This is a genomic window from uncultured Arthrobacter sp. (assembly GCF_947493765.1).
GTDB lineage: Bacteria > Actinomycetota > Actinomycetes > Actinomycetales > Micrococcaceae > Arthrobacter_D.
In genome coordinates this window covers 71,447-97,191 of record NZ_CANLSZ010000005.1, presented here as the reverse complement: position 1 = coordinate 97,191, position 25,745 = coordinate 71,447, and the positions used below count along the sequence as shown (strand labels likewise).

General features: G+C 68.8%; 22 protein-coding genes. 10 read left to right on the top strand and 12 right to left on the bottom strand.

The features are described from left to right. Positions 1-102: 102 nt before the first annotated feature. From paaE to paaA, 5 genes are read right to left on the bottom strand one after another with little or no spacing between them, the layout of a single operon-like run. Positions 103-1,233, bottom strand: a complete 1,131-nt coding sequence (gene paaE / locus Q0747_RS09430) for a 1,2-phenylacetyl-CoA epoxidase subunit PaaE (protein ID WP_298253941.1) — start codon at positions 1,231-1,233, stop codon at positions 103-105. Then, positions 1,233-1,745, bottom strand: coding sequence for a 1,2-phenylacetyl-CoA epoxidase subunit PaaD (gene paaD / locus Q0747_RS09425; protein WP_298253939.1), 513 nt, complete (start codon positions 1,743-1,745; stop codon positions 1,233-1,235). Before paaD ends, paaE begins: the two co-directional genes overlap by 1 nt. After that, entirely contained in the window at positions 1,739-2,563 is an 825-nt protein-coding gene (gene paaC / locus Q0747_RS09420; protein WP_298253937.1) for a 1,2-phenylacetyl-CoA epoxidase subunit PaaC, read from the bottom strand. The genes paaD and paaC overlap by 7 nt, the downstream gene beginning before the upstream one ends. Continuing rightward, the gene (paaB, locus tag Q0747_RS09415) at positions 2,560-2,907 is read right to left on the bottom strand and encodes a 1,2-phenylacetyl-CoA epoxidase subunit PaaB (RefSeq protein ID WP_298253935.1); all 348 of its coding nucleotides are present in this window, start codon (positions 2,905-2,907) and stop codon (positions 2,560-2,562) included. Before paaB ends, paaC begins: the two co-directional genes overlap by 4 nt. After that, on the bottom strand, positions 2,908-3,888 hold the full coding sequence (gene paaA / locus Q0747_RS09410) for a 1,2-phenylacetyl-CoA epoxidase subunit PaaA (protein WP_298253933.1): 981 nt from the start codon (positions 3,886-3,888) through the stop codon (positions 2,908-2,910). A 119-nt stretch (positions 3,889-4,007) separates the two neighbouring features. Here paaA and Q0747_RS09405 point away from each other — a divergent pair, with 119 nt between their 5' ends. Both Q0747_RS09405 and Q0747_RS09400 read left to right on the top strand, forming a co-directional pair. After that, the gene (locus Q0747_RS09405) at positions 4,008-4,622 is read left to right on the top strand and encodes a TetR/AcrR family transcriptional regulator (protein WP_298253931.1); all 615 of its coding nucleotides are present in this window, start codon (positions 4,008-4,010) and stop codon (positions 4,620-4,622) included. Between the two features lie 703 nt (positions 4,623-5,325). Further along, a complete protein-coding gene (locus Q0747_RS09400) occupies positions 5,326-6,138 on the top strand; it encodes a type IV toxin-antitoxin system AbiEi family antitoxin domain-containing protein (protein ID WP_298253929.1) in 813 nt (270 codons plus the stop codon). A 902-nt stretch (positions 6,139-7,040) separates the two neighbouring features. Here Q0747_RS09400 and paaZ read toward each other — a convergent pair. The 4 genes from paaZ to Q0747_RS09380 form a co-directional block, all read right to left on the bottom strand. After that, positions 7,041-9,128, bottom strand: coding sequence for a phenylacetic acid degradation bifunctional protein PaaZ (gene paaZ, locus Q0747_RS09395; protein WP_298253927.1), 2,088 nt, complete (start codon positions 9,126-9,128; stop codon positions 7,041-7,043). A gap of 86 nt (positions 9,129-9,214) precedes the next feature. Continuing rightward, complete coding sequence (locus Q0747_RS09390; protein WP_298253925.1) at positions 9,215-10,087, bottom strand: 3-hydroxyacyl-CoA dehydrogenase family protein; 873 nt, start codon at positions 10,085-10,087, stop codon at positions 9,215-9,217. Beyond that, a complete protein-coding gene (locus Q0747_RS09385) occupies positions 10,084-10,824 on the bottom strand; it encodes an enoyl-CoA hydratase/isomerase family protein (RefSeq protein ID WP_298253923.1) in 741 nt (246 codons plus the stop codon). The genes Q0747_RS09390 and Q0747_RS09385 overlap by 4 nt, the downstream gene beginning before the upstream one ends. Beyond that, entirely contained in the window at positions 10,824-12,032 is a 1,209-nt protein-coding gene (locus tag Q0747_RS09380) for an acetyl-CoA C-acyltransferase (protein WP_298253921.1), read from the bottom strand. The genes Q0747_RS09385 and Q0747_RS09380 overlap by 1 nt, the downstream gene beginning before the upstream one ends. Positions 12,033-12,217: 185 nt before the next feature. Here Q0747_RS09380 and Q0747_RS09375 point away from each other — a divergent pair, with 185 nt between their 5' ends. Then, a complete protein-coding gene (locus tag Q0747_RS09375) occupies positions 12,218-14,401 on the top strand; it encodes a S9 family peptidase (protein WP_298253919.1) in 2,184 nt (727 codons plus the stop codon). Positions 14,402-14,460: 59 nt separating this feature from the next. After that, positions 14,461-14,835: a PaaI family thioesterase gene (locus Q0747_RS09370; protein ID WP_298254162.1), complete on the top strand. Its 375-nt coding sequence runs from the start codon at positions 14,461-14,463 to the stop codon at positions 14,833-14,835. A gap of 227 nt (positions 14,836-15,062) precedes the next feature. Here Q0747_RS09370 and Q0747_RS09365 read toward each other — a convergent pair whose 3' ends face one another. Continuing rightward, positions 15,063-15,833 (bottom strand): tyrosine-protein phosphatase, encoded by a 771-nt coding sequence (locus Q0747_RS09365; protein ID WP_298253917.1) that lies wholly within the window; start codon positions 15,831-15,833, stop codon positions 15,063-15,065. Between the two features lie 60 nt (positions 15,834-15,893). Between Q0747_RS09365 and Q0747_RS09360 the strand changes: the two genes are divergently transcribed. The 3 genes from Q0747_RS09360 to Q0747_RS09350 are packed head-to-tail and all read left to right on the top strand — an operon-like array spanning position 15,894 to position 18,913. After that, positions 15,894-16,847: a 1,4-dihydroxy-2-naphthoyl-CoA synthase gene (locus Q0747_RS09360; RefSeq protein ID WP_298253915.1), complete on the top strand. Its 954-nt coding sequence runs from the start codon at positions 15,894-15,896 to the stop codon at positions 16,845-16,847. Positions 16,848-16,854: 7 nt separating this feature from the next. Then, a complete protein-coding gene (locus Q0747_RS09355; protein ID WP_298253912.1) occupies positions 16,855-17,982 on the top strand; it encodes an AMP-binding protein in 1,128 nt (375 codons plus the stop codon). A 46-nt stretch (positions 17,983-18,028) separates the two neighbouring features. Beyond that, on the top strand, positions 18,029-18,913 hold the full coding sequence (locus Q0747_RS09350; protein WP_298253910.1) for a 1,4-dihydroxy-2-naphthoate polyprenyltransferase: 885 nt from the start codon (positions 18,029-18,031) through the stop codon (positions 18,911-18,913). A gap of 25 nt (positions 18,914-18,938) precedes the next feature. Here Q0747_RS09350 and Q0747_RS09345 read toward each other — a convergent pair whose 3' ends face one another. After that, positions 18,939-19,244 (bottom strand): DUF4229 domain-containing protein, encoded by a 306-nt coding sequence (locus Q0747_RS09345; protein WP_298253907.1) that lies wholly within the window; start codon positions 19,242-19,244, stop codon positions 18,939-18,941. 30 nt (positions 19,245-19,274) lie between these two features. On the opposite strand from Q0747_RS09345, the gene Q0747_RS09340 reads away from it, so the two are divergent. Together Q0747_RS09340 and Q0747_RS09335 are read left to right on the top strand one after the other, a co-directional pair. Next, complete coding sequence (locus tag Q0747_RS09340; RefSeq protein WP_298253905.1) at positions 19,275-19,673, top strand: PLDc N-terminal domain-containing protein; 399 nt, start codon at positions 19,275-19,277, stop codon at positions 19,671-19,673. 96 nt (positions 19,674-19,769) lie between these two features. Then, positions 19,770-20,591 carry an IclR family transcriptional regulator gene (locus Q0747_RS09335; RefSeq protein WP_298253903.1) on the top strand — a complete coding sequence of 274 codons (822 nt, stop codon included), beginning with the start codon at positions 19,770-19,772 and terminating at the stop codon, positions 20,589-20,591. Positions 20,592-20,720: 129 nt separating this feature from the next. On the opposite strand, the gene Q0747_RS09330 is transcribed toward Q0747_RS09335, so the two are convergent. Beyond that, positions 20,721-21,491 (bottom strand): N-carbamoylsarcosine amidohydrolase, encoded by a 771-nt coding sequence (locus Q0747_RS09330; protein WP_298253901.1) that lies wholly within the window; start codon positions 21,489-21,491, stop codon positions 20,721-20,723. A 374-nt stretch (positions 21,492-21,865) separates the two neighbouring features. Between Q0747_RS09330 and Q0747_RS09325 the strand changes: the two genes are divergently transcribed. Then, positions 21,866-25,732 (top strand): hydantoinase B/oxoprolinase family protein, encoded by a 3,867-nt coding sequence (locus Q0747_RS09325; protein ID WP_298253899.1) that lies wholly within the window; start codon positions 21,866-21,868, stop codon positions 25,730-25,732. Positions 25,733-25,745 lie beyond the last annotated feature (13 nt).

Below are 25,745 nucleotides of genomic sequence, written 5' to 3'. Positions count from 1 at the left end.
TCCGGGGCCTTCTCGTCGTGGGTCTTCTCGGTCGGGGTCTTCTCGTCCGGGGCCTTCCCGTCGTGGCTCACGGAGGTTGCTTCGGCGGGCATGGGTGTTCTCCTAGGCGTCGTAGTCGACGGACACGGCGTCGCTGGTGGGGTGGGCCTGACAGGTCAGGATGAAGCCGTTGGCCACCTCGTCGGGCTCGAGGGCGTAGTTCTCCGCCATCTCCACCGTCCCCTCGACCACCTTGGCCCGGCAGGTGCCGCAGACCCCGCCGGCGCAGGCGAAGGGCACGTCGGGACGCACCCGCAGCGCTGCGTTGAGGATCGACTCGCGCGCATGGGTGGGGCTCTGGACGGAGCCCTTCAGCCCGTCGAGATTGAAGGAGATCGTGTAGCTCTCACCGCTCTCGTCCGCGACCACGGGACGCCCGATGTTCCCCTCGGGGCGCGCGGGCTCGCCGGTGGTGAACAGTTCGAAGCGGATCTTCTCGGCCTCCACACCGCGCGCGGCCAGGGAGTCGCGGCACAGCTGCACCAGCTCGAACGGTCCGCACAGGAACCACTCGTCCACCTGATCGGCCGGCAGCACCGATGCCAGCAGCCTCTCCAGCTTCTCGGAGTCGATACGGCCGGAGAGCAGCGGGGAGATGCGCTGCTCCCGGGACAGGACGTGGTGCACGGCGAACCGGGACGGGTAGCGGTCCTTCAGATCGGCCAGCTCCTCGAGGAACATCACGTCCATCGCCGCCTTGTTCGCGTACACGAGGTCGAAGCGGACGTTCGGTCCGGCCGCGAGCATGGACCGGGCGATCGAGATCACCGGTGTGATGCCGGACCCGGCCGCGACGGCGACCAGCGAGACGGCCTGGTCCCCCGGCGTCGTGCGCGGGGTGAACTGGCCCAGCGGGCTCATGGCCTCCAGGGTGTCCCCGGGCTTCAGCGACTCGTTGGCCCACGTGGAGAAGACCCCGCCGAGGTCCCGTTTGACGGCGACCCGCAGCTCACCCGGCCGGGGATCCGCGCAGATCGAGTAGCTGCGGCGAACCTCCTTCGGTTCGCCGTCGACGTCGAGCGTGGTCCTCAGCGCCACGTACTGTCCGGGAAGGTAGTCGTAGGCGTCCTGCAGCTCGGCCGGGACGTCGAGGGTGACCTCGACGGCGTCGTCGGTCAGACGGCGGACCTCGCGGACCGTGAGTGCGTGGAAGGCGCTCCGCCGCTTCGTGGAGGGGGCGAGGACAACGGCCATCAGTGCACCTTGAAGTAGTCGAAGGGTTCCTTGCAGTCGCCGCAGACGTACAGCGCCTTGCAGGACGTGGAACCGAAGCGGGTCAGCTCGCGCGTGTTCAGCGACGAGCACTGCGGGCACTTGACGCTGAGTCCCACACGGACGGGACCTGCGGCCGCGGTGCCGGTGGGCGGGGCGATGCCGTACTCCTCGAGCTTGGCCTTGCCGTCCTCGCTCATCCAGTCGGTGGTCCAGGCCGGCGCGAGGACGAGGCGCACGGCGACGTCGTCGTACCCTGCACCTCCCAGCGCGGTGGTGACGTCGTCGCGGATGGCGTCCATGGCGGGGCACCCGGAGTACGTAGGAGTGATGGTCACCTCGACCTGACCGGTCTCGGCCACGTGGGCCGCACGCAGGATCCCCAGGTCCTCGATGGTGAGCACGGGGATCTCGGGGTCGCACACCGTCGCGGCGATGTCCCACACCGCGGCGTCCGTGGGCGTCGAGGGCCGCAGCTGCTCGACGGTCACCACGACGCTCCGGGGTACTCGCGCGCCAGGACCTGCAGCTCCGCGAGGATGTAGCCCAGATGCTCGCTGTGGAGGCCCTGCCGGCCACCGCCGATGGCGCCGGGCACGTCGGGCAGCTCCAGTTCGGCCTCGTCGAGCACCAGCTTCACCGCCTCGTCGAAGGACGGACGGAGACTGCTGGGACGCGCGGCGACGTCCCCGAGCTCGTCGATGAGCGGGTGATCCGTGAAGAGCTCCTCCACGTAGGGCCAGGTGAGCTTCAGGCCGGCGATCATCCGACGGCGCGACTCGTCGGTCCCCTGCGCGAGGCGCAGGATCCACTGGATGCTGTGGTCGCGGTGGTAGTCCACTTCCTTGACGGCCTTCGCGGCGATCGCGGCGAGGGTCGGATCGCTGGAGTCCACCAGGCGCGAGTACAGCTCCCACTGGTACAGCGCGACGACAAACTGGCGTGCGATGGTGCGGGCGAAGTCCCCGTTGGGCTGCTCCACGAGATGCACTGAGCGGAACTCGGGCTCGCGGCGGAAGTAGGCGAGATCGTCCTCGGTCTTGTCCCACGCGCGACCCGCGTAGGTGAGGAACGAGCGGGCGTGGCCGATCTGGTCGAGCGCGATGTTCCCGAGGGCCACGTCCTCCTCGAGCTCGGGGGCCCGGGAGATCCACCAGCCCAGGCGCTGCGCCAGGATCAGGGCGTCGTCGCCGAGCCCGAGGGCGTACTGCGCGACGGCGTCGGCGGGCTTGGTCTCCAGGAGCGCGATGTCCTCGGGGCGCAGTGCGTTGCCCGGGGTGATGCGCGTGGCGCTGGCGTTGGCCTCGCTCACAGGTGCTTCACTCCCTCGCTCTTCGTGTAGTAGGTGGCGTGGCGGTAGTCCTTGCCCTGCGGGGACTCGAAGAACTGGTCCTTCGAGTCGGGATCACTGGTGACGATAGACGTCGCCGGCACCACCCACAGGCTCACGCCCTCGTTGCGCCGCGTGTACAGGTCTCGGGCGTTCCGGACGGCCATCTGCGCGTCAGGGGCATGCAGCGAACCGGCATGCACGTGCGAGAGTCCGCGCGAGGATCGCACGAACACCTCCCACAGCGGCCAGGCCGCGCGGGGCTCCTGCGGGCCCGACGACGGTGCCTTCGCGCCGTCGTCGCCCGTGGTCGATCCGCCGGTCACCTAAGCCGCCTGCGCGTACTTGAGGGCCTGCTTCTCGGCGTAGGCCGCTGCGGCCTCGCGCACCCAGGCGCCGTCCTCGTGGGCCTCGCGCCTGCGCTCCATGCGCTGGGCGTTGCAGGGGCCGCGTCCGGCGAGGACCTCCTTGAACTCGTTCCAGTCGAGGGGTCCGTGCTCCCAGCGGCCAGTCTCGTCGTTATAGCGGATCTCCTTGTCCGGGAGCTCCAGGCCCAGCACCTTGACCTGCTCGACCATCATGCCCACGAAGCGCGAGCGCAGTTCGTCGTTCGAGAAGCGCTTGATCTTCCACTCCATCGACTTCTGCGAGTTCGGCGAGTCCTCGTCGGGTGGGCCGAACATCATGAGCGAGGGCGCGTACCAGCGGTTCACGGCGTCCTGGGCCATGGCGCGCTGCTCGGGGGTGCCGTTGGCCAGCTCGAGCAGGATCTCGAAGCCCTGCCGCTGGTGGAACGACTCCTCCTTGCAGACACGCACCATCGCACGCCCGTACGGGCCGTAGGAGGCACGGCAGAGGGGCACCTGGTTGCAGATGGCCGCACCGTCGACGAGCCAGCCGATGGCCCCGATGTCTGCCCAGGTGCGTACGGGGTAGTTGAAGATGCTCGAGTAGCGGGCCTTGCCGGCGATGAGGTCCTCGGTCATCTTGTCGCGCGGCGTCCCAAGGGTCTCGGCGGCCGAGTAGAGGTACAGACCGTGGCCCGCCTCGTCCTGGACCTTGGCCATGAGGACGGCCTTGCGCTTGAGGGAGGGAGCCCGCGTGATCCAGTTCGCCTCCGGCTGCATGCCGATGATCTCGGAGTGCGCGTGCTGGGAGATCTGCCGCGTGAGGGCCTTGCGGTAGTCCGCAGGCATCCAGTCGCGCGGCTCGATCCGGGAGTCCTGTGCGATGAGTTCGTTGAAGAGCTGCTCTCCGGCAGTGTCCTCGTCCACGCGGCTACCCGCGTCGATCGCTGTGGTCGTCATGGTGTCTACCTCGTTCGTCTGGACGCCCGGCTTAATTACCGACCGTTCGTTCAGTATAGGGAGTGCTCTTCGGGCCAGTCAATGTCAAACCGACCGATCGTTCATGCGAAAATGGCTCCATGACTGCCGTCGGCCCCGTATCCGCACCCGCTGCCCGCCGCGGCAGACCCGGGTACGACCAGCAGTCCGTACTCGCCGTCGCCGTCGCAGCCTTCAACCGCTACGGGTACGAGGCGACGTCCATGGGCATGCTCGCCGAGGAACTGGGCATCAGCAAGTCCGCCATCTACCACCACGTCCCCTCGAAGGGCGATCTGCTGCGGCTGGCGCTGGACCACGCGCTCGGCGGACTCGAGTCGATCCTGGAGGACGAGCGTGCCGGTTCCGGTGCCGCGGACGCGCGCCTCGAGTTCGTGCTGCGCGGCACCATCGGCGTCCTCACCGAGCGCCTGCCGTTCGTGACGCTCCTGCTCCGGCTGCGCGGCAACACGGAGATCGAGCGGGAGGCGCTGGACCGGCGGCGCACGTTCGACCGGGAGGTCGCGGCCCTCGTCGACGCCGCCCGGCAGGAGGGCTCACTCCGCGGGGACATCGACCCGAGGACCACCACGCGGTTCATCTTCGGGACCATCAACTCCATCGTCGAGTGGTACCGGCCGGGCGGACCCCTGACCGCCCAGAAGCTGGCCGACGACATCATCCTGATGGTCTTCGACGGCCTGCACTGCCGCTAGCCCGTTCGGGCGTTTCCGGGGTCAGGTTGTTGGGTTCGGGGCTGTTCGGGTCCCTGCGCGCTCCTCGTTCCCACCGTTCGGCGTCGTACGGTGGGAACGACCGTTCCTTCCCACTGCTCGGCGTCGACCGGTGGGATCGACCGTGCGGGCCGGCGTCCCTCCCACCACTGGGCCTCGACCAGTGGGATCGACCGACGGGGACGGCCTCCCTCCCACCACTGGGCCTCGACCAGTGGGATCGACCCTTCCTTCCCGGCAACCGCCGTCGAACGCTGGGATCGAGGGGTCAAGTCCCTGGTGGTGGAGCATCCGCCGCGCTCCTCGTTCCCACCGGTCGGCTTGGGCCAATGGGATCGACCGACTCTCGCCCTCTCGCTCCCACTGATCGGTCACATCCACTCGATTCGACTACCCGAAAGGGCGCCCCCACAGCTGGGCCTCGTCCGATGAGATCGACCCTCCGTGGCTGCACCCTCCCACCGCCCCGCGGGCCCGGCATGGTTGGAATGATCGTTCCTTCCCGCTGCTCTACCCGCCCGATGGGATCGACCGCACTGCGCGCTCCTCGTTCCCGTTGCTCGGCCAGGCACGGTGGGATCGACGGTCCTCTCTTACCGTCGTCGTTGGACACTGGGGCAGAAACGATGTCCACATAGCTTGACCGGCGCAGCGCCGCTTCCCCTCAGCAGGACAGGCTTGGCACATGGATGTTGTCGAGGTGCTCGTGAAGCTGGGAGGAGTGGCACGGACACGCGAGCTCGTCGCCGCCGGAGCGAGTACAACCGCGCTCGCCCGCGCGTGCAGTGGAGAGCTGGTCGTCCGCGCCGCGAGGGGTATTTATGCCCTGCCCGGTGGAAACGGGGAACTCCTGGAAGCGCGCTGTGCAGGAGCCGAGTTGTCCTGCATCAGTGCAGCCCAGCAGCGCGGGCTATGGGTGTTGCGGCCTCCGACCCTCCTGCATGTCAGCGTCGACCACGGCGGACTCGTGCCGAGCAGCCGCTTACGCGTCCACCGCGCCAGGCTTCCCCTCTCGACGCTGTCCATCTGCGCCCAGTGTGCCCGCTGCGTCCCTGAACTCGACGCCCTGTGCATCATCGAGTCGGCCGTCGTGCTCGGATTGGTCGATCTCGCCGAGTTGAGAACCATCGCCAGGAGCCGGAGAGCCGGTGCGCTCAGGCGCGTGATCGAGCTGATCGATCCTCACTCCCAGTCCGTTCTCGAAACAGTCGCTCGGTACCACCTCGTCCAGGCGGGTTTCACCGTGGCATCGCAGGTACACGTCGGAGGAGTCGGGCGAATAGACCTGTTCGTGGATGGTGTCCTGGGCATCGAAGCGGATGGACGCGAGTTCCACAGCGAACGCCGTGAATTCGAGGAGGACCGGCGCCGTTGGAACCTGCTCACCACCAGAGGTGTACCGATCCTTCGTGTGAGTCGGAACCTCCTGGTCAATCAACCGGATCAGTTCATCCGTCTCGTCACTGCAGCACTGGCGTCGCATTCGCCGCAAAGGTGAAGCGCCGGCTCGAGACTCATTTTCAGTTGTATGGTTCCCGTAGGAGGCCGCGCCATCCAGTGGGAACGAGCAGCCCCACCTGTTTGGCGCCAGACCTCATTCCCAGTCCTCGGTACCGGGCAGTGGGCACGAGCCGCCGATCCCACCAATCACACCCGAACAGCGGGAACGACCAGCCCTACGGCGTCCAGCAGCGCGTCGGCCCCAGTGGTGGGGGCCCAATGATGGGGACGAGCAGCGCCGATCGGGCGGCATCACGCTTCAAACCCAGTGATCGGAGCCCGGCATTGGGAACGAGCGGTTAATCCCACCAACTACGCCTGAACAACGGGAACGAGAGCCCCGAAGGCGCTCAGCAGCGCTTCCTTCCCAGTGATCGGCGTCGAGCGGTGGGAACCAGCAGGTGCAGAGTCGAGCAGCGCTTCCTTCCCAGTGATCGGCGTCGAACAGTGGGACCGAGCGGCATGCAGAGTCGAGCAGCGTGTCGCTCCCGGTGGTGGGAGCCCAATGATGGGGACGAGCAGCTCCGATCGGGCGGCGCCAGGCTTCAATCCCAGTGGTGGACGTCGATCAGTGGGGACGAGGGGCCGATCCCACTGATCACGCCAGAACAGTGGGATCGAAGGACGCCGGCCGCCGCAGAACCCCCAGTGATGCAGCCCCGACCCCGGCCCCGGCCCCCACAGAACCCCCAGCCTGCCAACCGCACAGAACCCCAGCGGCGCAGCCCCGGCCGCCACAGAACCCCAATGACGCCGCCTGCCAACCGCGCAGAACCCCGCAGAACCCCCAGTAATGCAGCCCCGGCCCCCACAGAACCCCAATGACGCCGCCTGCCACCCGCCGGAGGACCCCACAGAACCCCCAGTGACGCCGAGCGCAGGGGCACCTCCGAAGCCGGGCTACTTCTCCACGAGGGTCAGGACATCGTAGGTGGCCACGATCTCGTCGTCCTGGTTGTGCAGCACGGCGTCCCAGGCCACCTCGCCGTACTCGTCCGTCTCGCGCGGGGTGATGCGCTTGGCGGTCAGGGTCACGCGGATGGAGTCGCCGGCCGCGACCGGCGTGATGAACCGCAGATTCTCCAGGCCGTAGTTCGCCAGCACCGGCCCGGGCTCCGGGTCGACGAACAGTCCGGCGCCCCAGGACAGCAGGAGGTAACCGTGAGCGACGATCCCCGGGAAGAACGGATTGGCCGCAGCGGCCTCCTCGTTCGTGTGGGCGTAGAACGTGTCGCCGGTGGTCCGGGCGAAGGCGCTGATGTCCTCGAGGGTCACCTGGCGCAGCTCCGACCGGACGGCGTCGCCGATGCGCAGCGTGGCGAGGTCCTTGCGGAACGGGTGGCCGTCGTCGAACCGTCGGTCCGCCCCCGTGTGCCACTCCCCCGTGATGCTCGTGAGCATGTTCGGCGAGCCCTGCACGGCGGTGCGCTGCATGTGGTGCAGCACCGAGCGCATACCGCCCAGTTCCTCGCCGCCGCCGGCCCGCCCGGGCCCTCCGTGCACGAGATGCGGCACGGGCGAACCGTGCCCGGTGGAGGTGCGGGCGTCCTCGCGGTTGAGGATGAGCACGCGGCCGTGGTGTGCGGCGATGCCCAGCACGAGTTCCTGCGCGACGGCGGGATCGTTGGTGCAGACCGTCGCCACGAGGGATCCCGAGCCGAGCGCCGCGAGCCGGATGGCGTGCGGCAGGTCCTCGTAGCCGATCACCGACGCCACGGGGCCGAAGGCCTCCACCGAGTGCAGCGCGCCGGCCTCGACGTCCTGCCACGTCAGGAGCATCGGCTCCATGAAGGCGCCGTCCGGAGCCTTGCCGGAGGTGTTGTCGGCGAGGACGACGTCGGGCGCGTCGAGCGAGCCGAAGGCCACGGACGCTCCGCCGGCGAGGAGTTCCCTCACGGAGTCCTGGACACCCTCGAGCTGCGCCAGCGACGCGAGCGCCCCCATGGTGACGCCCTCGGCGCGCGGATCCCCGAGCGTCACGCGCGACCGGATGCGCTCCCCGGCGGCACGGACGACGTCGTCGACCAGCGCCTCGGGCACGATGGACCGGCGGATCCCGGTGCACTTCTGGCCGGCCTTGACCGTGACCTCCGTGACGAGGGACTTCACGAACGCGTCGAACTCGGGCGTGCCGGGAACGGCGTCGGGGCCGAGGATCGCCGCGTTGAGGGAGTCCGTCTCGCACGTGAAGCGCACACCACCCTGCGCGACGGACGGGTGCGACTTGAGCGTGTTGGCGGTCGACGCCGATCCCGTGAAGGCCGCGAGATCGCGGTAGTCGAGATGATCGAGGATGTCGCGGGCAGGGCCGGAGATGAGCTGCAGCGCTCCGGTGGGCAGGATGGCGGTGCCGATCATCAGCTTCACCACGGCAGCGGTGAGGAAACCCGTGGGCGTCGCGGGCTTGACGATCGTGGGCACACCGGCGAGGAACGCGGGCGCGAACTTCTCGAGCATGCCCCACACCGGGAAGTTGAAGGCGTTGATCTGCACGGCGACCCCAGGGATGCGCGTGTGGATGTGCGTGCCGAGGAACGAGCCGTCCTTGGACAGCACCTCCGGAGGACCGTCGACGATCACGTGGGAGTTCGGCAGCTCGCGGCGCCCCTTCGACCCGAACGTGAACAGCACGCCGATGCCGCCGTCGATGTCGACCATCGAGTCGGTCCTCGTGGCCCCGGTCTTCGCCGAGAGCTCGTACAGCGGGTCGCGCTGGGCGTTGAGGAACTGCGCCAGCTCCTTGAGCTTGAGGGCACGCTCGTGGAAGGTCATGCGGCCGAGCTCGGTCTGCCCCGTGGTCCGCGCGAAATGGACGGCGGCGGCGGTGTCGATGCCCGCCGTGCTGACGATTGCGAGCTCCTCACCGGTGCTGGCATCGCGGACCACGGTGCCGTCGTCGTCCGCGGCCGCGCGGTCGGGCGTCCACCACGCGTCCTCGAGGAAGCTGGGGACGACGTCGATCTGTACTCGCTCCGAGGCGGTGGTCATGATCCGCTCACCTTTCACTGGTTCTGTCGGGATGCGTCCGGGACGGCCGGATCGCGGGTGTCGGGATGGGGCAGGGACGACGACGCTCAGGAAACCGGCGACGCCGGGGCGTCCCAGTCGAAGAAGCCGCCACCGCTCTTGCGTCCGAGGCGGCCCTGCGCCACCAGCTCGCGCAGGATGGCCGGCGGGGCGAACCGCGGCCCGAGGGTCGACTCGAGATACTCCGCGATGCCGAGCCGGACGTCGAGACCCACGATGTCGGTGGTGCGCAGCGGCCCCACGGGGTGCTTGTACCCGAGGACCATCGCGGCGTCGATGTCCTCCGCCGTCGCCACGCCCTCCTCGAGCATGCGCATGGCCTCGAGGGCGATCACCACCCCGAGCCGCGAGCTGGCGAACCCGGGGGTGTCCTGCACGACGACGGCGGTCTTGCCCAGCGCCGCGACCCAGGACCGCGTGGCCACCTCGAGCTCGTCGGACGTCCGCGCTCCGAGGACCACCTCGATGAGCGTGGACGCGGGGACCGGGTTGAAGAAGTGCAGACCGCAGAAGCGCTCGGGCCGCTGCAGCGCGCCGGCGAGCGCGTCGACGGACAGCGAGGACGTGTTCGTGGCGAGCCAGGCGTCGTCGTCGAGCACGGCCTCCACGGCCTGCAGGGCCTCCCGTTTGAGGTCCGGGTCCTCGGGCACGGCCTCGACCACGAGCCCGCACGAGGCGAAGGAGCCGTACTCCGTGGACACGGACACCCGGTGCTTCAGCGCCTCCTGGTCCTCCGTCGTGGTGCCTCGCTCCACGCTGCGGGCGAGTGCCGCGGAGACGCGATCGAGCGCGGCTGCCACAGCGGCGTCGTCGCGCTCGACGACGACGACGTCGGCTCCCGCGAGGCAGAAGGCGTGGGCGATGCCTGCCCCCATGCGCCCTCCGCCGAGCACACCGACCCGTGCCGGGATCTCGCTCATGAGCCCTTCTTCCGATCCAGGAACCGCTGCATGCGGTCGAATTTCGCCTCGGACTCGAACAGGACGGCCTGCGCCAGCTGGTCGATCACGGGATGGGCGTCGCGCGGGGCGTGGAACACGCTCTTGGTGATGCGGACCGCCAGCGGGTCCTGCCGGCCGATCCGGTCCGCGAGGGCGTGGGCCGCCGGCAGGAGCTCCTCCGGCTCGTGGAGGGAGCTGACGAGCCGGACGTCGAGGGCCTCCTCCGCGGAGAGGATGCGTCCGGCGAGCAGGATCTCCTTCGCCAGCGGTTCGCCCACGAGTTCCTTCAGCCGCCACGTGGCACCGGCCGCGGGGAGGATGCCCAGCCCGGTCTCGGGGTTGCCGAGGCGCAGGCGCGGTGTGCCGAGGCGGAAGTCGGCAGCGAAGGCGAGCTCGGCCCCGCCTCCGAGCGCATGCCCGTCCAGGGCGGCGATGACCGGCAGGGGCAGGGCTGCGATGCGCGCGAAGAGGGTCGAGTTGATTCCGGCGAGCGCGTCGTCGCGCCGGCGCTCCCGCAGTTCGGCGATGTCGGCCCCGGAGGCGAAGACGCCGTCGGATCCGATCAGGATGAGGATGCGGGGCGTCTGCTCGAGCGAGGCGCACACCGCGTGCAGCTCGTCGACCATCTGCCGGTCGATGGCGTTGCGCACCTCGGGCCGGTGCAGTTCGACGACGACGCGATCGGTACCGTCCGTGATGTTCAGGGCATCGACCATCAGACGCCCTCGACGAGCATCGCCGTGCCCTGCCCCACGCCCACGCACATGGTGGCGAGGCCGAGCCGCCGCGACGACCCGGCGAGCTCGCGCTCGAGCCGACCGAGCAGCGTGATGGCGATGCGGGAGCCCGAGGACCCGAGCGGATGCCCGAGGGCGATCGCGCCGCCGTCACGGTTGACGATCTCCTCGTCGAGTCCGAGCCGTCGGATGCAGGCGAGGGACTGCGTGGCGAACGCCTCGTTGAGCTCCACGGCACCGAGATCGCCGACCGAGAACCCTGTACGGTCGAGGACCTTCTGCGTGGCCGGGACGGGGCCGATCCCCATGATCTCGGGCGGCACACCGGCGGAGGCGCCGTCGAGGATCCGCGCACGCGGCGTCAGGCCGTGGCGTTCGAGGGCTGCCTCGGAGGCCACGATCACCGCGGAGGCACCGTCGTTGAGCGAACTCGAGTTGCCCGCGGTCACGATGCCGTCCGGCTTGACGATGGAGCGGAGTCTGCCGAGCGCTTCGAGCGTCGTGTCGGCGCGGGGCCCCTCGTCGGTGTCCACGGAGAAGGACGTCTTCCCGCGGTTCACCTGCACGGGCAGGATCTCGTCGGCGAAGTGCCCCGCCTCCGTGGCCGCGAGCGCCCGCTGGTGCGAGCGGAGGGCGAAGGCGTCGGCGTCGTCGCGCGAGATCCGGTCGACCTCCGCGACCTCCTCGGCCGTCTCCGGCATGGAGTAGGTGGCCTTGTCGCGGGCGGCGAGCACCGGGTTGGTGAAGCGCCAGCCGATGGAGGTGTCCGCCACGGCACCGGGCCGGGCGAAGGCCTTGTCCGGCTTCTCCATGACCCACGGCGCACGGCTCATGGACTCGACGCCACCGGCGATCACGATGTCCGCCGCCCCTGCCTTGATCATGTGGGACGCCATGATGATGGCGGACAGGCCCGAGGCGCAGAGGCGGTTGACCGTGATGCCGGGAACGGTGTCGGGGAACCCGGCGAGCAGCGACGCGAGGCGGGCCACGTTGCGGTTCTCCTCGCCGGCCCCGTTGGCGTTGCCGAGGATCACCTCGTCGACGGCGGCCGGGTCCAGGCCGGCCCGCTCGACGACGGCGGACAGCGTGAGCGCCGCGAGGTCGTCCGGGCGGATGCTGGAGAGCGCTCCGCCGTAGCGTCCGACGGGGGTGCGGACACCCCCCACCAGGAAGGCCTCGGCCATGGTCGTCTCCTCGTCGTCGTGAAAGAACCGGCCCGTGCCCGCTCGAATTACCGAACGTTCGTTCTGTAAAGGCCTGCTCCAGAATTGCATGCCCGCCCGGCACGGTCAACCATCGGCCCCCGGGCCCGCCCACGCCACGGACCCGCGTTGCCGGGGCGCGGAGGGAGGGTGGCAGGATGGAATGCATGACCGCTGACGCCACACCCGAGCTCCCCGTGCCCGATCCCGCTCCGCGCGTGCCGACCGAGCGCACCCATCACGGCGATACGTTCGTGGACCACTACGACTGGATGCGCCAGAAGGACAGCCCGGACGTCGTCGAGTACCTGACGCGCGAGAACAGCTACACCGACGCCGTCACCGCGGACCAGGAGCCGCTCCGGCAGGCCATCTTCAGCGAGATCAAGGAGCGGACGCAGGAGACGGACCTGTCCGTCCCGGCCCGGAAGCGGGACTGGTGGTACTACTCGCGCACCGAGGAGGGCCGGCAGTATGCGATCCAGTGCCGCGTCGCCGCCACCGACACCGGCGATCCCACGCGGGACTGGACGCCGCCCACGGTGGTTCCCGGCCAGGCGGTGCCCGGCGAGCAGATCATGCTCGACGGCAACCATCTCGCCGAGGGCAAGCCGTTCTTCTCCCTGGGCGGCCTGGCCGTGACCGAGGACGGCACCCTCCTGGCCTACAGCGAGGACAATGCCGGCGACGAACGCTTCACGCTGCGCCTCAAGGATCTCGCCTCGGGAGAGCTCCTGCCCGACGAGGTCCCCGACATCTTCTACGGGCTGGCCTTCTCCCCCGACGGCTCCCGCGTCTACTACACCGTGGTCGACGACTCGTGGCGTCCCTACCAGGTGAAGGCGCACGTGCTCGGCACCCCGGTGGCGGACGACGTCGTCGTGTACCAGGAGGACGACGTCGCGATGTGGACGGGCTTCGAGATCTCGGCCGATCGGAGCCGGCTGATGATCAGCATCGGCTGCTCCGAGTACAGCGAGTACCGCGTGCTGGATCTCGCCCGTCCCGACGCCGCACCGACCACGCTGATTTCCCGCGACGAACGCATCCTGTACGACGCCGAGCCGGTGACGATCGCGGGCGCACCGCACTACCTGCTGACCCACGACCGCGGCGCGAGGAACTCGATGGTGAGCCTCGTGGCCGCCGACCAGCTCTCCCGTCCCCTCGCGGAGCAGGAGTGGACCACGGTGGTCCCGCACGACGACGCCGTGCGCGTGGACGGCCTGTCCCTCACCCGGACTCACGTGGTGCTCTCGGTCCGCCGGGACACGATCGAGCGCGTGCAGGTCCTCCCGCTCGCCGGCCTCGGGACGCCGGAGCAAGTCCTGCCGGCGGAACCGGACTTCGACGAGGAACTGTTCACGAGCAATCTCGCGAACGCCGAGTTCGACTCCCCGATCATCCGGCTGTCCTATGCGTCCTACCTGACGCCCCCGCGGGTGTACGACTACGTCCTCGAGGACGGCACGCTGCACCTGCGCAAGGAGACCGAGGTGCTCGGCGACTACGACAGCACCCGGTACGTGGCCGAACGCCAGTGGGCGCCGGCGGCCGACGGGACGCTCATTCCGCTCTCGGTGGTGCGGCGCGCGGAGCTCGTGCAGGACGGCTCGAACCCGGCGGTCATCTACGCCTACGGCAGCTACGAGGTGAGCATGGACCCCGGGTTCTCGATCGCCCGGCTGTCCCTGCTGGACCGCGGGATCATCTTCGTCACCGCCCACGTCCGCGGCGGCGGCGAGATGGGACGCACCTGGTACGAGCAGGGCAAGAAGCTCGCGAAGAAGAACACCTTCACCGACTTCGTCGACGCCACCTCGTACCTGGTCACCTCGGGGTGGGTCGACGAGCACCGGATCGCCGCCATGGGGGGCTCGGCGGGCGGTCTCCTGATGGGCGCCGTCGCCAATCTGGCCCCCGAGAAGTACCGGGCCGTCGTGGCCCAGGTCCCCTTCGTGGACGCCCTGACCACCATCCTGGACCCGGACCTGCCGCTCTCCGCCCTCGAGTGGGAGGAGTGGGGCAACCCGATCACCGACCCCGAGGTGTACCGCTACATGAAGCAGTACACCCCCTACGAGAACGTGCGCCCCGTGGCGTACCCGCGCATCGCGGCCGTCACGAGCTTCAACGACACGCGCGTCCTGTACGTGGAGCCGGCCAAGTGGGTGGCCGAACTGCGCCGGACGACCACGGGGCCCGAGCCGATCGTGCTCAAGACCGAGATGGACGGCGGCCACGGCGGCGCCAGCGGCCGCTACTCCCGGTGGCGCGACGTCGCCTGGGACTACGCCTTCGCCGCGGATGCCATCGGCGCCTCCGCCCGGATGACGGACGCGCCGCAGTGACCCAGCCGACGCCGGAGCACACCCCGTGGACCATCACACTCGGCGAACTGGACGAGAAGATGGGTGTGCGGATCCTCGAACAGTCCGTCGACCGCGTCGTGGCGACGATGCCCGTCGAGGGGAACCGGCAGTCCTTCGGTCTCCTCCACGGGGGCGCGTCCCTGGCCGTCGGGGAAGCGGTGGGCTCCTGGGCCGCCGTGATCCACGCCTCGACGCTCGGGAAGACGGCGGTCGGGGTGGACGTCTCGGCCACCCATCACAAGGGGGCACGGGAGGGGCTGATCACGATCACCGCGACCCCCCTCCACCTCGGCGGCACCGTGACCACCCACGAGGTGCTGCTCAGCAACGAGGCCGGTCAGCGGATCTGCACCCTGCGGATCACCAACCTGCTCCTGGACAGGCCGATCCCGACGAGCCAGCCCGGCGCCTGACGCCCGGCCACCCGCCGGCGTCGTCGCCCGTCGCTGTCAGTCGCTGTCAGTCGGTCCAGGCGCCGTCAGTCGCTGTCAGTCGGTCCAGGCGCCGTCAGTCGCTGTCAGTCGGTCCAGTCGCTGTCAGTCGCTGTCAGTCGGTCCAGGCGCCGTCCTCGAGTGGCCCTTTCGTCACCAGTCGACCCAGGCGCGGTCGGTCCACTCAGTCGGCCCCGTCGGACCAGGACTCAGTGGGCCCAGGCAGGGTCCGTCAGTCTCGTCCGGAGGGTGCCGAGTTCCTCCTCGCTCAGACCGCCGGCGCGGAGCAGCTCCTCCGCATCCAGGGACGAGAGCAGTCCGAGCAGGTGTCCCTGGGCCTCCGCGAGCCACGAGGCCAGTTCCTCGTCCGAGCGCGGCGTCTCGTGCGGGACCTCCTGGGTCCGGTAACGGTCGTTGATGGCGGTCACGGCCGCGGCGTAGTCCGCGGCGATGGCGGAATGCGGTACCCCGGCGGCGCTCAGGAGCAACGCCACCACGAGCCCGGTGCGGTCCCGCCCGGCGGCGCAGTGCACCACCACGCCGCCGCGACGGGCGGAGACGATCACGCGGGCGATCGCGGCGAACTTCTCGGGCCAGCGGGCCAGGTTCTCGCCGTAGTGCTCCGGGGTGTTCAGGTAGGGGCCGGTCAGGGCCATGAACTCGTCGTCGGACTGGTCCTCGGTGGGGAGATTGTGCATCTCGAACCGGTCCAGGGCCTCGGCTGGGACCGCCGGATCACTGGACCGTCGACCGAGCTCAAAGGGATGGCGCAGATCGATGACGGTGCGGACGCCATCGGCCCAGGCCTGCTCCCACCCCGCCTCGGTGACCCACTCGTGCCGGCCCATCCGGTAGAGCCGGCCGGGCTGCACACCGCCGGTGCCGCCGAGATCCCGCGCGTTCACCGCGCCGTCCCACCGGATCGGAGCGGCGGTGGGCGCGACGTCGTCGACGGGTGGGGCTGCGGGTACGGCGTCCATGCCGGTAGCGTAGCAACGCCCACCGACGCCCGGGCAGACCCGCGCGGCTAGACTCGACGGGTGACCCACGAGCTCCCCCGCACGGTATCCGACATCTTCGACCCCACCCGCTGGCGCGTGGTCACGGGCTTCGAGGACCTCGCAGATCTGACCTATCACCGGCAGGTGGAGCGCGACGCCGCGGGCGCCGTCGTCCGCGACCTTCCCACCGTCCGCATCGCGTTCGACCGGCCCGAGGTGCGCAACGCCTTCCGCCCCGGCACCGTGGACGAGCTGTACCGGGCGCTGGACCATGCACGCATGACGCCCGACGTGGCCACCGTGCTCCTGACCGGCAACGGCCCCAGTCCCCGCGACGGCGGGCACTCCTTCTGCTCCGGCGGCGACCAGCGCATCCGTGGCCGTGACGGCTACAGGTATGCGGAGGGCGAGACGACCGAGACGATCGATCCCGCCCGCGCCGGGCGCCTCCACATCCTCGAGGTGCAGCGCCTCATCCGCACCATGCCCAAGGTGGTCATCGCCGTCGTCAACGGGTGGGCCGCCGGCGGTGGTCACAGCCTCCACGTGGTCGCGGACCTGACGCTCGCGTCCGCGCAGCACGGCCGGTTCAAGCAGACCGATGCGAGCGTGGGCAGCTTCGACGCCGGGTACGGTTCGGCCCTGCTCGCACGGCAGATCGGCCAGAAGAAGGCGCGGGAGATCTTCTTCCTCGCCCGCGAGTATTCCGCGCAGGACATGGTGGATCTCGGCGCGGTCAACGAGGCCGTCGACCATGCGGAGCTGGAGGCGACCGCGCTCGAGTACGCCGCGGACATCGCGGCTCAGAGTCCGCAGGCCATCAGGATGCTCAAGTTCGCGTTCAACCTCGCCGACGACGGCCTGGCCGGTCAGCAGGTCTTCGCGGGAGAGGCCACCCGGCTCGCCTACATGACGGACGAGGCGGTGGAGGGCAAGGAGGCGTTCCTCGAGAAACGCGCCCCGGACTGGTCCTCGTTCCCCTACTACTTCTAGGATCCGCGTGGAACTCCTGCCCGTCCACACGCCCGCGGGGTCCGATCCCCTCGGACTCCTGGAACCCCTCGCCGCGGCCCTCGCCGGTGAGGGACCCGCCGTCGCACCGCATGTGGTGCCGGGCCAGTCCTTCGGGTCGCTGCCGAACGACGACGTCGCGGCCGTGATCAGCACCTCGGGCTCCACGGGGGTCCCGAAGCAGACGATGCTCGGGGTCGACGCACTCGCCGCCTCCGCCATGGGCACGGCGTTCGCGCTGCGGGCCGAGGGACAGTGGCTCCTGACGCTGCCCGTGCACTACGTCGCGGGGTTCCAGGTCCTGGTCCGCTCCCTCTTCGCCGGGACCCGGCCCGCCGTCGCGGACACCGTCGGCGGCTTCACGCCCGAGGCGTTCACCGCCGGGGCCGCCGAGCTGACCGATCGCGTGCGTTTCACGTCCCTGGTCCCCACGCAGCTCCACCGGCTCCTGACCGATCCGACGCCGGAGACCCTCCGGCTCCTGCGCCGCTTCGACGCGATCCTGCTCGGCGGCGCGGCGGCGGGTCCTGCACTCCGGTCCCTCGCGCGGAGCCATGACCTGAGGATCGTGGAGACCTACGGCATGAGCGAGACGTGCGGTGGCTGTGTCTACGACGGCACCCCGCTCGACGGCGTGGAACTGGACGCCGTCGAGGGTCGGTTGCGCATCGGCGGGCCGGTCCTCGCCGAGGGGTATCTCGGTGACGCCCGGCTGAGCGAGGAGAAGTTCGTGTTCAACTCGGGACGGCGCTGGTTCATCACCGACGACGCCGGCGAGACTGCGACCGACGGCACCGTCGCCGTGCACGGGCGGCTCGACGACGTGATCGTCACGGGAGCCCTGAAGGTCTCCGCGGCCCGGGTGGGCGAGGTGATCCAGGCCGTCCCCGGCGTCGACCAGGTCATGGTGCTCGGCATCGACAGCCCGGAGTGGGGTTCCGCCGTCGCGGCCGCGGTCCTCGGTAACGTGGACAGCGGGATCATCCGCCAGGCCGTGCACGTGGAACTCGGCGCCCACGCGGTGCCGAAAACCATCCTGGCACTCGACGCGTTCCCCCTCCTCCCCGGCGGCAAACCCGACCGCCGCACCATAAGGGCCCTGCTCGAACGCGCCTAGCGTGCGGGACCGTACAACCCCACCGATCCGACCAGAAGGACAGACTGTGGCGACTGCCGCGCAATGGCTCGAAGGAGCCCGCCCCCGCACGCTGCCGATGGCGTTCGCTCCAGTGATCATCGGCAGCGCCGCCGCCTTCGGGCTCGGATCGTTCAAGCCGGTCAACGCGGTCCTCGCCGTGATCGTGTCGGTCCTGCTGCAGGTCGGCGTCAACTACGCGAACGACTACTCCGACGGCATCCGGGGCACGGACGACGAGCGGGTGGGGCCCCTGCGGCTGACCGGTTCGGGGGCCGCACCTGCGCGGCAGGTGAAGCTGGCGGCGTTCGTGTGCTTCGGTCTGGCGATGCTCGCCGGACTCGCCCTCGTAATCCTCTCCCAGACCTGGGTGCTGCTCGTGGTCGGGGCGGGCTGCATCGCCGCCGCCTGGGGCTATACCGGTGGGAAGAACCCGTACGGCTACCGGGGACTCGGGGATGTCTTCGTCTTCGTGTTCTTCGGTCTCGTGGCCACGCTCGGCACCACGTACACGCAGGCCAACCAGCTCAGCGCCGCGGCCTGGATCGGCGCCGTGAGTACCGGGCTGATCGCCATGGCCCTGCTCATGGCCAACAACGTGCGCGACATCCCGACCGACAGTGTGGTGGGGAAGAGGACCCTCGCCGTCCGGCTCGGGGACACCACCGCGCGCCTCACCTACGTGATGATGCTCGCAGTCGCGATCCTGCTGCCGCTCTTCCTCGCGGCGGACTACCCGTGGGTGCTGCTGGTCCTGGTGCTGATCCTCGCGGGTGTCTCGCCCAGCCGGCGCATGCTCACCGGGACGGAGCGCGGAAGCCTGGTCCCCGTACTGAAACAGACCGGGCTGATCAATCTCGCCTTCAGCATCCTGTTCGCCGCCGGCGTCGTGCTGAGCCGCATGCTCGCCTAGCCCGCGGCAGGACCGCAGGGCTTCGCTACACGGCCCCGTTGCGCGGCTTCCGGTCGGTGTTCACGGGAGTGTTCGGATCGAGGGCGTCCTCGGCAGCAGCATCATCGAGCTCGACGGCGGAGCGTACCGGAGGGGCGCCCGGGGTGAAGCGTCGCTGGAGCGTCGCCGCTGCGTCGTCGCGCAGACCGCGGGCGAAGAGATACGTCACGCACCAGGCGAGGATCGCCGCCACCACTGCGGACATGAGGAGTCCGAGACCCAGCTGCACCCCGATCACGTAGAACACGATGATCAGGACCAGGCGGAGGGCGGAGAATTTGAGGAAAGCCACGGGGCAAGTTTACTCGCCTACAATTGGAGGATGCCTCGCCTCCTGCTCTTCGCCGCGATCCTGGGGGTCGCCGTCATCATTTATTCGCTGATCGACTGCGTGATGAGCTCGAAGCACGAGGTGCGGAGCATCTCGAAAACCGCCTGGTTCCTGATCATTTTGCTCCTGCCCCTGATCGGCGCCGGGATGTGGTTTCTGCTCGGCCGGCCGCGCAGCGAAGGCCCCTCCGGTCCGCAGAGTCCGGCTCCACGCAAGCCGGTGGCTCCCGACGACGACCCGGCCTTCCTGCAGAATCTCGAGACGCAGCGGCGCCAGCAGGCCCGCGAGCAGGAGCGCCGGCGCCGCGAGCAGGCCGACCGCGAGGCCAGGGCGCGCGACAACGGCTCCGCGGACGAGAAGCTCGACGGCGAAGGCAGCGACCAGTCGTAGTCGGCGCCACCGGCGATGTCCAGCACAGTCTCCCGCTCAGAGCTGTCTTCCTGCTCCACTAGCGTGGAGGTCCGGGACGAACGATCAGGAGAAGCTATGAGCAGTGCAGCGAATGGGCGGAGCGAAGGTCCCCAGGGAGCCGCGGCGTCCCTGCTCAACGGGTTGCGGGTACTCGAGGCCTTCCGCGTGGACGACACCACCCTCGGCGTCACGGACGTCTCGCAGCGTGTCGGTCTGCACAAGAGCACGGTGTCGCGGATCCTCTCCGGTCTGGCCGAGGCCGGGTACGTACACAGGGACCCGGCGACGGGGCGCTACCGCCTGGGTCTGGGGGTGATCAGCCTGGCGGGTCCGCTGCTGGCCGAACTCGACGTGCGCCGCCTCGCCCAGGGCGAGCTGGAGCAGCTGACGAAACGCACCAGGGAGACCAGTGCCCTGTCGGTGTGGAACGGCAACGAGGCCGTGGTGGTGGAGCAGATCCCCAGCCCCCAGTTCGTCAAGCACACCGCCTACATCGGCACGCGCTACGACCGGTACGAGAGTTCGTCCGTCAGGCTCTTCCTGGCGCATCTTTCCTCGGGGGAGGTCACCACGCTGCTCGATTCCGGAAGGATCTCCCGCGGTCCGGGCGACGCACTGGACGGGGACGTCGAGCCACACCTGGCGCAGGTCCGCACCGACGGTTTCGCCATCAACGACGGCTGCACCGACGCCCAGGAATTCGGCATCTCCGCACCCGTGTACGACTACGCGGGCTCCCTCGTCGGGTGTGTCACGCTCTCGGCGCCACGGGCCCGGATCGGGGAGTCCGACGTGCCCCGCCTGGTCTCGGAGGTCCGCCACTGCATCACACGTATCAGCGACGGTTTCGGCGCCCATCCGCGGTCAGCGGTCGCCGGGATCCGTTCGCACGGATGACGGCGGAAGCTGTCGATCGGGGCAGGGCGCCGCAGCCGGGAACCCGGGACGCCGGCGCCTCGGCCATGCGCGAGAGTCCGGCACCCAGTGAGGGTACCGGACCGTCGCGCCGCCGGCCGGGCGGGTGACTCAGGCGGGATCCGCGGGGGCTGCCACCTCGGGCTGGGGATCCGAGAGCGTCTTAGGGACAGTATCCGCGAACTGCGGGAGGCCGTTCAGGTACTCGACCACCGAGTCCGTGGACTCCACGTCACCGAACTTGTTGTCGATGTCGTAGAGATTCCACTGCACCACGCCCGGCACACGGTCGCCGATGGTCTCCCTGGGAATGATCGGGCGGAAGCCCTTCGCGATGGCGTCCTCGACGGTGTGGCGCACGCAGCCTGCTGCGGTCGCGCCGGTCACGATCAGGGTGTCGATGCGGTTGGAGGTCAGGAAGAGCTCGAGGTTCGTCCCGGGGAACGCTGAGGCGCGGTTCTTCTCGATCACGACCTCGCCCTCCGCGGGCGCGATCCGGTCGTCGATCTGCGCCCAGTAGGAACCCGCCGGAAGGGTTTCCGTGGGGATCTTCGAGTACCAGAGCCCCATGTCGTTGGTACCGGAGCCGGCGTCGCGGTTCTTGTACACGTTCGTGGTGTAGAAGACCGGGACCCCCTTGGCGCGTGCGGCCTCGTTGATCCGCTGCACATTCGGGATGATCTCCTCCATGCCCGGGCAGCTGAACGGATGGCCCGGTTGGGTCCAGGCGTTCGCGAGATCGATGTGGATGACGGCCGGGCGGTTACCGTAGCCGATCCGGCGCTTGAAACCGCGCTCGTTGTAGATCCCTGCACCGGCTTCGAACGCCTCCTCCAGTACTGCTGCGAGACGGGCTTCGATGTCGCTGGACGTGTTTGTCATGGTCTTCTCCACTGTCGAAGTTCTATAGGTTGCTACACGAGCAACTAGGTTGCTGTGGAAAGTACTGTAGCTCACAGATCGAGCCAGCACCAGAGACCGCCGAGGCCCCTGGGAACGACCAGGCAGGCACGGCGATGGCCGCTGGAGGCCGTGCCGTGCAAATGTCGAGGAGATGCCACTGGGGCATTGCAAGTTGCTCTGTAAAGAACTAGATTGCACGCTAAGCAACTTCAGTGATCTGCATTACACAGCCCGACGGAGCAGAATCCGAGCCATCGGACGCAGTCTCCCGCAGGAGGGCCAGGAAGCACTGGCCCCAGGGCCTTCCTCCACCCTCGACCTTCCCAGGTAGTCCCCTCTCGAAAGGATCCATCATGAAGCGCATAGGAGTCGACGTCGGCGGCACATTCACCGATGTGTACTACTCGGACGACGAGCAGCGCATCGCCGTCGTGGAGAAGGTTCCCTCCACCCCTCACGATCCCGCAGAGGGAGTGATCAACGGCCTGAAGATGCTCAGTGAGAAGGCAGGAGTGTCGCTGTCGGAGATCGATCAGCTCGTCCACGGCACCACCGTTGCGACCAACACGGCGCTGACCCACACCGGCGCCGAGGTCGGCATGATCACGACCGAGGGATTCCGGGACATCCTGCACATCGCCAGGCACAAGAAGCCCTTCAACTTCTCCCTGCAGCAGTCCATGCCCTGGCAGACCAAACCCCTCATCAAGCGCCGTCACCGCCTGACGGTCAAGGAGCGCATCACGGCCCCCGACGGCGAGGTGCTGGTCGCCCTGGACGAGGACGAGGTGCGGGACCGGGTGCGCGAGCTGAAGAACGCCGGAGTCGAGGCCATCGCCGTCTGCCTGCTGCATTCCTATCTGAACCCGGAGCACGAGAAGCGCATCGGCGAGATCGTCACCGAGGAGTTCCCCGAGGCCTTCCTCTCGCTCTCGCACGACATCGTCCCGCTCTACCGTGAGTACGAGCGATTCTCCACCACGGCCCTCAACGCCTACGTGGGCCCCCGGGTCTCCCGCTACCTGAACCGGCTGCAGGACCAGGCGGAAGGTCTCGGCTACAAGCGCGAGATCCTCCTGATGCAGTCCTCGGGTGGAATGGTTCCCATCAAGGAGGCCGCAAAACGGCCTGTCACCCTCATGCTGTCCGGACCCGTCGGGGGTTTGATCGGTGGCATCTGGGCAGGACGGCAATCCGGCTTCAAGAACGTGGTCACCCTCGACATCGGCGGGACCTCGGCCGATATCGGCGTGGCCTACCAGGGCGAGCTGCGCATGCGCCATCTCCTGGACACCAAGATCGGCGACCACCAGGCCATGGTCCCCATGGTGGACATCGACACCATCGGCGCGGGCGGCGGTTCGATCGCCTATGTCGACGCCGGCGGGGTCTTCCGCGTGGGCCCGCAGTCCGCAGGAGCGGATCCGGGTCCGGTCTGCTACGGCCGCGGCGGCACGGATCCGACGTCGACCGACGCCCAGGTACTCCTGGGACGCATGCGTCCGGACCGTGTGCTGGCGGGCTCCGGGATGGACCTGGATCTCGACGGCGCCAGGAAGTGCATGCAGGGACTCGCCGACAAGCTCGGTATGTCCGTGGAGGAGGCCGCCCTCGGCGCACTCCAGGTGCAGAAGTTCGGCATGACCCAGGCCATCGAGCAGAACTCCGTACGCCGCGGGTACGATCCGCGGGACTTCACGCTGGTGGCCGCCGGCGGCGCAGGTGCTCTGTTCGCCTGTGAGATCGCCGCCGAGCTGGAAGTGCCGCAGGTGCTCGTCCCGGCCCATCCGGGCATCATGGCCGCGACCGGTCTGCTGGCAACGGACGAGCAGTACGAGTTCGTCGCGACGAATCGCTTCAAGTTCCGCGAGGCCGACCCGTCCGCGATCCAGGCCTCGTTCGAGCGCCTCGAGCGGGAGGCCACGGCCCAGCTCGACGCCGAGGAGGTCCCGCTCGATCGCCGCAAGCTGGATTGGCTGGCCGATGCCCGCTACGAAGGACAGGGCTACGAGATCCGCTTCGACGTGCCGGAGGGTCCGGTGGACCAGGACTGGATGACCACGGCGGAAACCGCCTTCCACGACGCGCACTTCGAGGAGTACGGTCACCGCTTCAAGGACGGCACCGTGGAAGTCATCAACATCCGCGTCGAGGCTCGTGCCCTCATGGATGACCTCCCGAGCCCCATCCCGACGCACTCGGGGGATCTCGAGGACGCGCTCGTGGAGACACGACCCGTGACCTTCACCCAGGACGGCAAGCCCGCCACCCTGGACACCGGCTTCTACGACCGGGAGCGGATGGGTGTCGGAACCGAATTCGCCGGTCCCGCCGTCATCGAGCAGTACGACGCCACCGTCGTCGTTCCGCCGGGCTTCTCGGGCACCGTGGACAGCGCCGGCAATCTCGTCATCACCTGCCCCGCGGCAACCGAGACGGCGGAGAAGCTGGCCACGCCGATCCTCATGCGTGTGATCGGAGGTGCGCTCAACTCGGCCGCCAAGGAGATGGCCTCGGTCCTCTTCCGGATGGCCTATTCCTCGATCATCCGGGAGTCCGAGGATCTGGGCGCGGGACTGTTCGACAAGGACGGCAATGTACTGGCCGAGTCGGATTCCACGCCGATGTTCATGGGGTCGATGCCGAAGATCGTCAAGGGCGTCATGTCGGTGCTGGGCGACGACATCCACGAGGGCGACGTCATCCTGCACAACGACCCCTACCTCGGCGCGACGCACTCCCCGGACGTGGCGATCATCGAGCCGATCTTCCACGACGGCCAACTCGTCGGTTTCGCCGGAGCCTCCGGCCAGCTGATCGACAACGGCGGAGCGTTCTCCGGGCTCATGGTGGACATCCAGGACATCCAGTCCGAAGGCACCATCTTCCGTGCCATCAAGGTCTACGAGAAGGGCGTCCGCCAGGAGTCCCTGATCCGGCACATCCTCAACAACAGCCGGACGCCGACCTCGAACGAGGGGGACTTCCAGGCGATGATCGCGGCGTGCGAGCTCGCCAAGTCCCGGTACATCGCGCTCATCGAACGCTACGGTTTCGCAGCGGTCCGGGATGCCGGCCAGAACTGGATCGACTACTCGGAGCGCATGCTGCGCCAGGAGATCGCCAAGATCCCGGACGGGGTGTACGAGACCGAGGTCGGCTATCTGGACGACGACGGACGCAACTACGGGAAGAAGCTGCCGATCGTCGTGAAGGTGATCGTCGAGGGCGACGAGATCACGTACGACCTCACCGGATCATCCGAGCAGGTACCGACGGCGTACAACTGCGCCTTCGAGGGCACCACGGTGTCGGCATTCACCTTCATCACCCGCATGATGTTTTTGGACGAGGTGGCCTTCCCGGTGTTCGTGCCGCAGAACGAGGGCATGCTCAAGCCCCTGAAGGTGATAGCACCGGAGGGCACCATCTTCAATCCGACATATCCGGCCGCAACGTTCTCGCGGTTCTCCCAGGTGCAGCGGGCGGTGGATCTTGCGCTGCGGGCGTTGGCCCCGATCATCCCCGACCGTGTCACGGCCGGTAACTCCGCGCACATCCACTTCGTCTCCTACTCGGGCTGGGACGAGAAGGCCGGTGAGTACTGGGTGTATCTGGAGGTCAACGAGGGTTCCTACGGTGCGCGATCGACATCAGACGGGCCGGATTCCGTGGACAACCTCATCGCCAACACCCGAAACAACCCCATCGAGGAACTCGAATGGCGCTTTCCGATGCGGACCGACCGCTATGAACTCCGTGACGAGCCTGCCGCTGCAGGCGAGTACCGCGGCGGCATCGGCATCGTCCGGGAGAACACCTTCCTGGTCGACACAGCCGTCACCTGCGAGGGCGAACGCCACGAGTCGGATGTGCCGTGGGGTGCGTTCGAGGGACACGAGGGCCTGAACGCCTCCCTCATCAAGAACCCGGGCAGGGAGGGCGAGGAGTCCTGGCCGTCCAAGGTGACCGGCTGGCAGCTCAAGGCCGGCGACTCGCTGCAGATCACGGTGCCCAGTGGTGGTGGCTTCGGCCATCCGACCCGCCGTGACCCCCAGCAGGTCCTCGAGGACGTCCTGGACGGCTTCACCACAATCGACGCCGCCGAGCGCGACTACGGCGTCGTGCTGGTCGAGGAAGTAGACCGCATGCGGCTCGATGCGGAAGGCACGATCGCACTCCGGGAGCGGATGAACTCCCGGACCGTCCTGACCCCGTAGGTCAGTCACGCAG

Excerpts from the sequence above, each read along its gene's own strand:
- Q0747_RS09365 (WP_298253917.1), bottom strand. The coding sequence starts at position 15,833 with ATGGACGCCGTACCCGCAGCCCCACCCGTCGACGACGTCGCGCCCACC.
- Q0747_RS09385 (WP_298253923.1), bottom strand. The coding sequence starts at position 10,824 with ATGGTCGATGCCCTGAACATCACGGACGGTACCGATCGCGTCGTCGTC.
- Q0747_RS09405 (WP_298253931.1), top strand. The coding sequence starts at position 4,008 with ATGACTGCCGTCGGCCCCGTATCCGCACCCGCTGCCCGCCGCGGCAGA.
- paaA (WP_298253933.1), bottom strand. The coding sequence starts at position 3,888 with ATGACGACCACAGCGATCGACGCGGGTAGCCGCGTGGACGAGGACACT.
- Q0747_RS09330 (WP_298253901.1), bottom strand. The coding sequence starts at position 21,491 with ATGACAAACACGTCCAGCGACATCGAAGCCCGTCTCGCAGCAGTACTG.
- Q0747_RS09400 (WP_298253929.1), top strand. The coding sequence starts at position 5,326 with ATGGATGTTGTCGAGGTGCTCGTGAAGCTGGGAGGAGTGGCACGGACA.
- Q0747_RS09340 (WP_298253905.1), top strand. The coding sequence starts at position 19,275 with ATGCCTCGCCTCCTGCTCTTCGCCGCGATCCTGGGGGTCGCCGTCATC.
- Q0747_RS09325 (WP_298253899.1), top strand. The coding sequence starts at position 21,866 with ATGAAGCGCATAGGAGTCGACGTCGGCGGCACATTCACCGATGTGTAC.
- paaZ (WP_298253927.1), bottom strand. The coding sequence starts at position 9,128 with ATGACCACCGCCTCGGAGCGAGTACAGATCGACGTCGTCCCCAGCTTC.
- paaE (WP_298253941.1), bottom strand. The coding sequence starts at position 1,233 with ATGGCCGTTGTCCTCGCCCCCTCCACGAAGCGGCGGAGCGCCTTCCAC.
- Q0747_RS09380 (WP_298253921.1), bottom strand. The coding sequence starts at position 12,032 with ATGGCCGAGGCCTTCCTGGTGGGGGGTGTCCGCACCCCCGTCGGACGC.
- Q0747_RS09390 (WP_298253925.1), bottom strand. The coding sequence starts at position 10,087 with ATGAGCGAGATCCCGGCACGGGTCGGTGTGCTCGGCGGAGGGCGCATG.
- Q0747_RS09370 (WP_298254162.1), top strand. The coding sequence starts at position 14,461 with ATGGGTGTGCGGATCCTCGAACAGTCCGTCGACCGCGTCGTGGCGACG.
- Q0747_RS09335 (WP_298253903.1), top strand. The coding sequence starts at position 19,770 with ATGAGCAGTGCAGCGAATGGGCGGAGCGAAGGTCCCCAGGGAGCCGCG.
- Q0747_RS09375 (WP_298253919.1), top strand. The coding sequence starts at position 12,218 with ATGACCGCTGACGCCACACCCGAGCTCCCCGTGCCCGATCCCGCTCCG.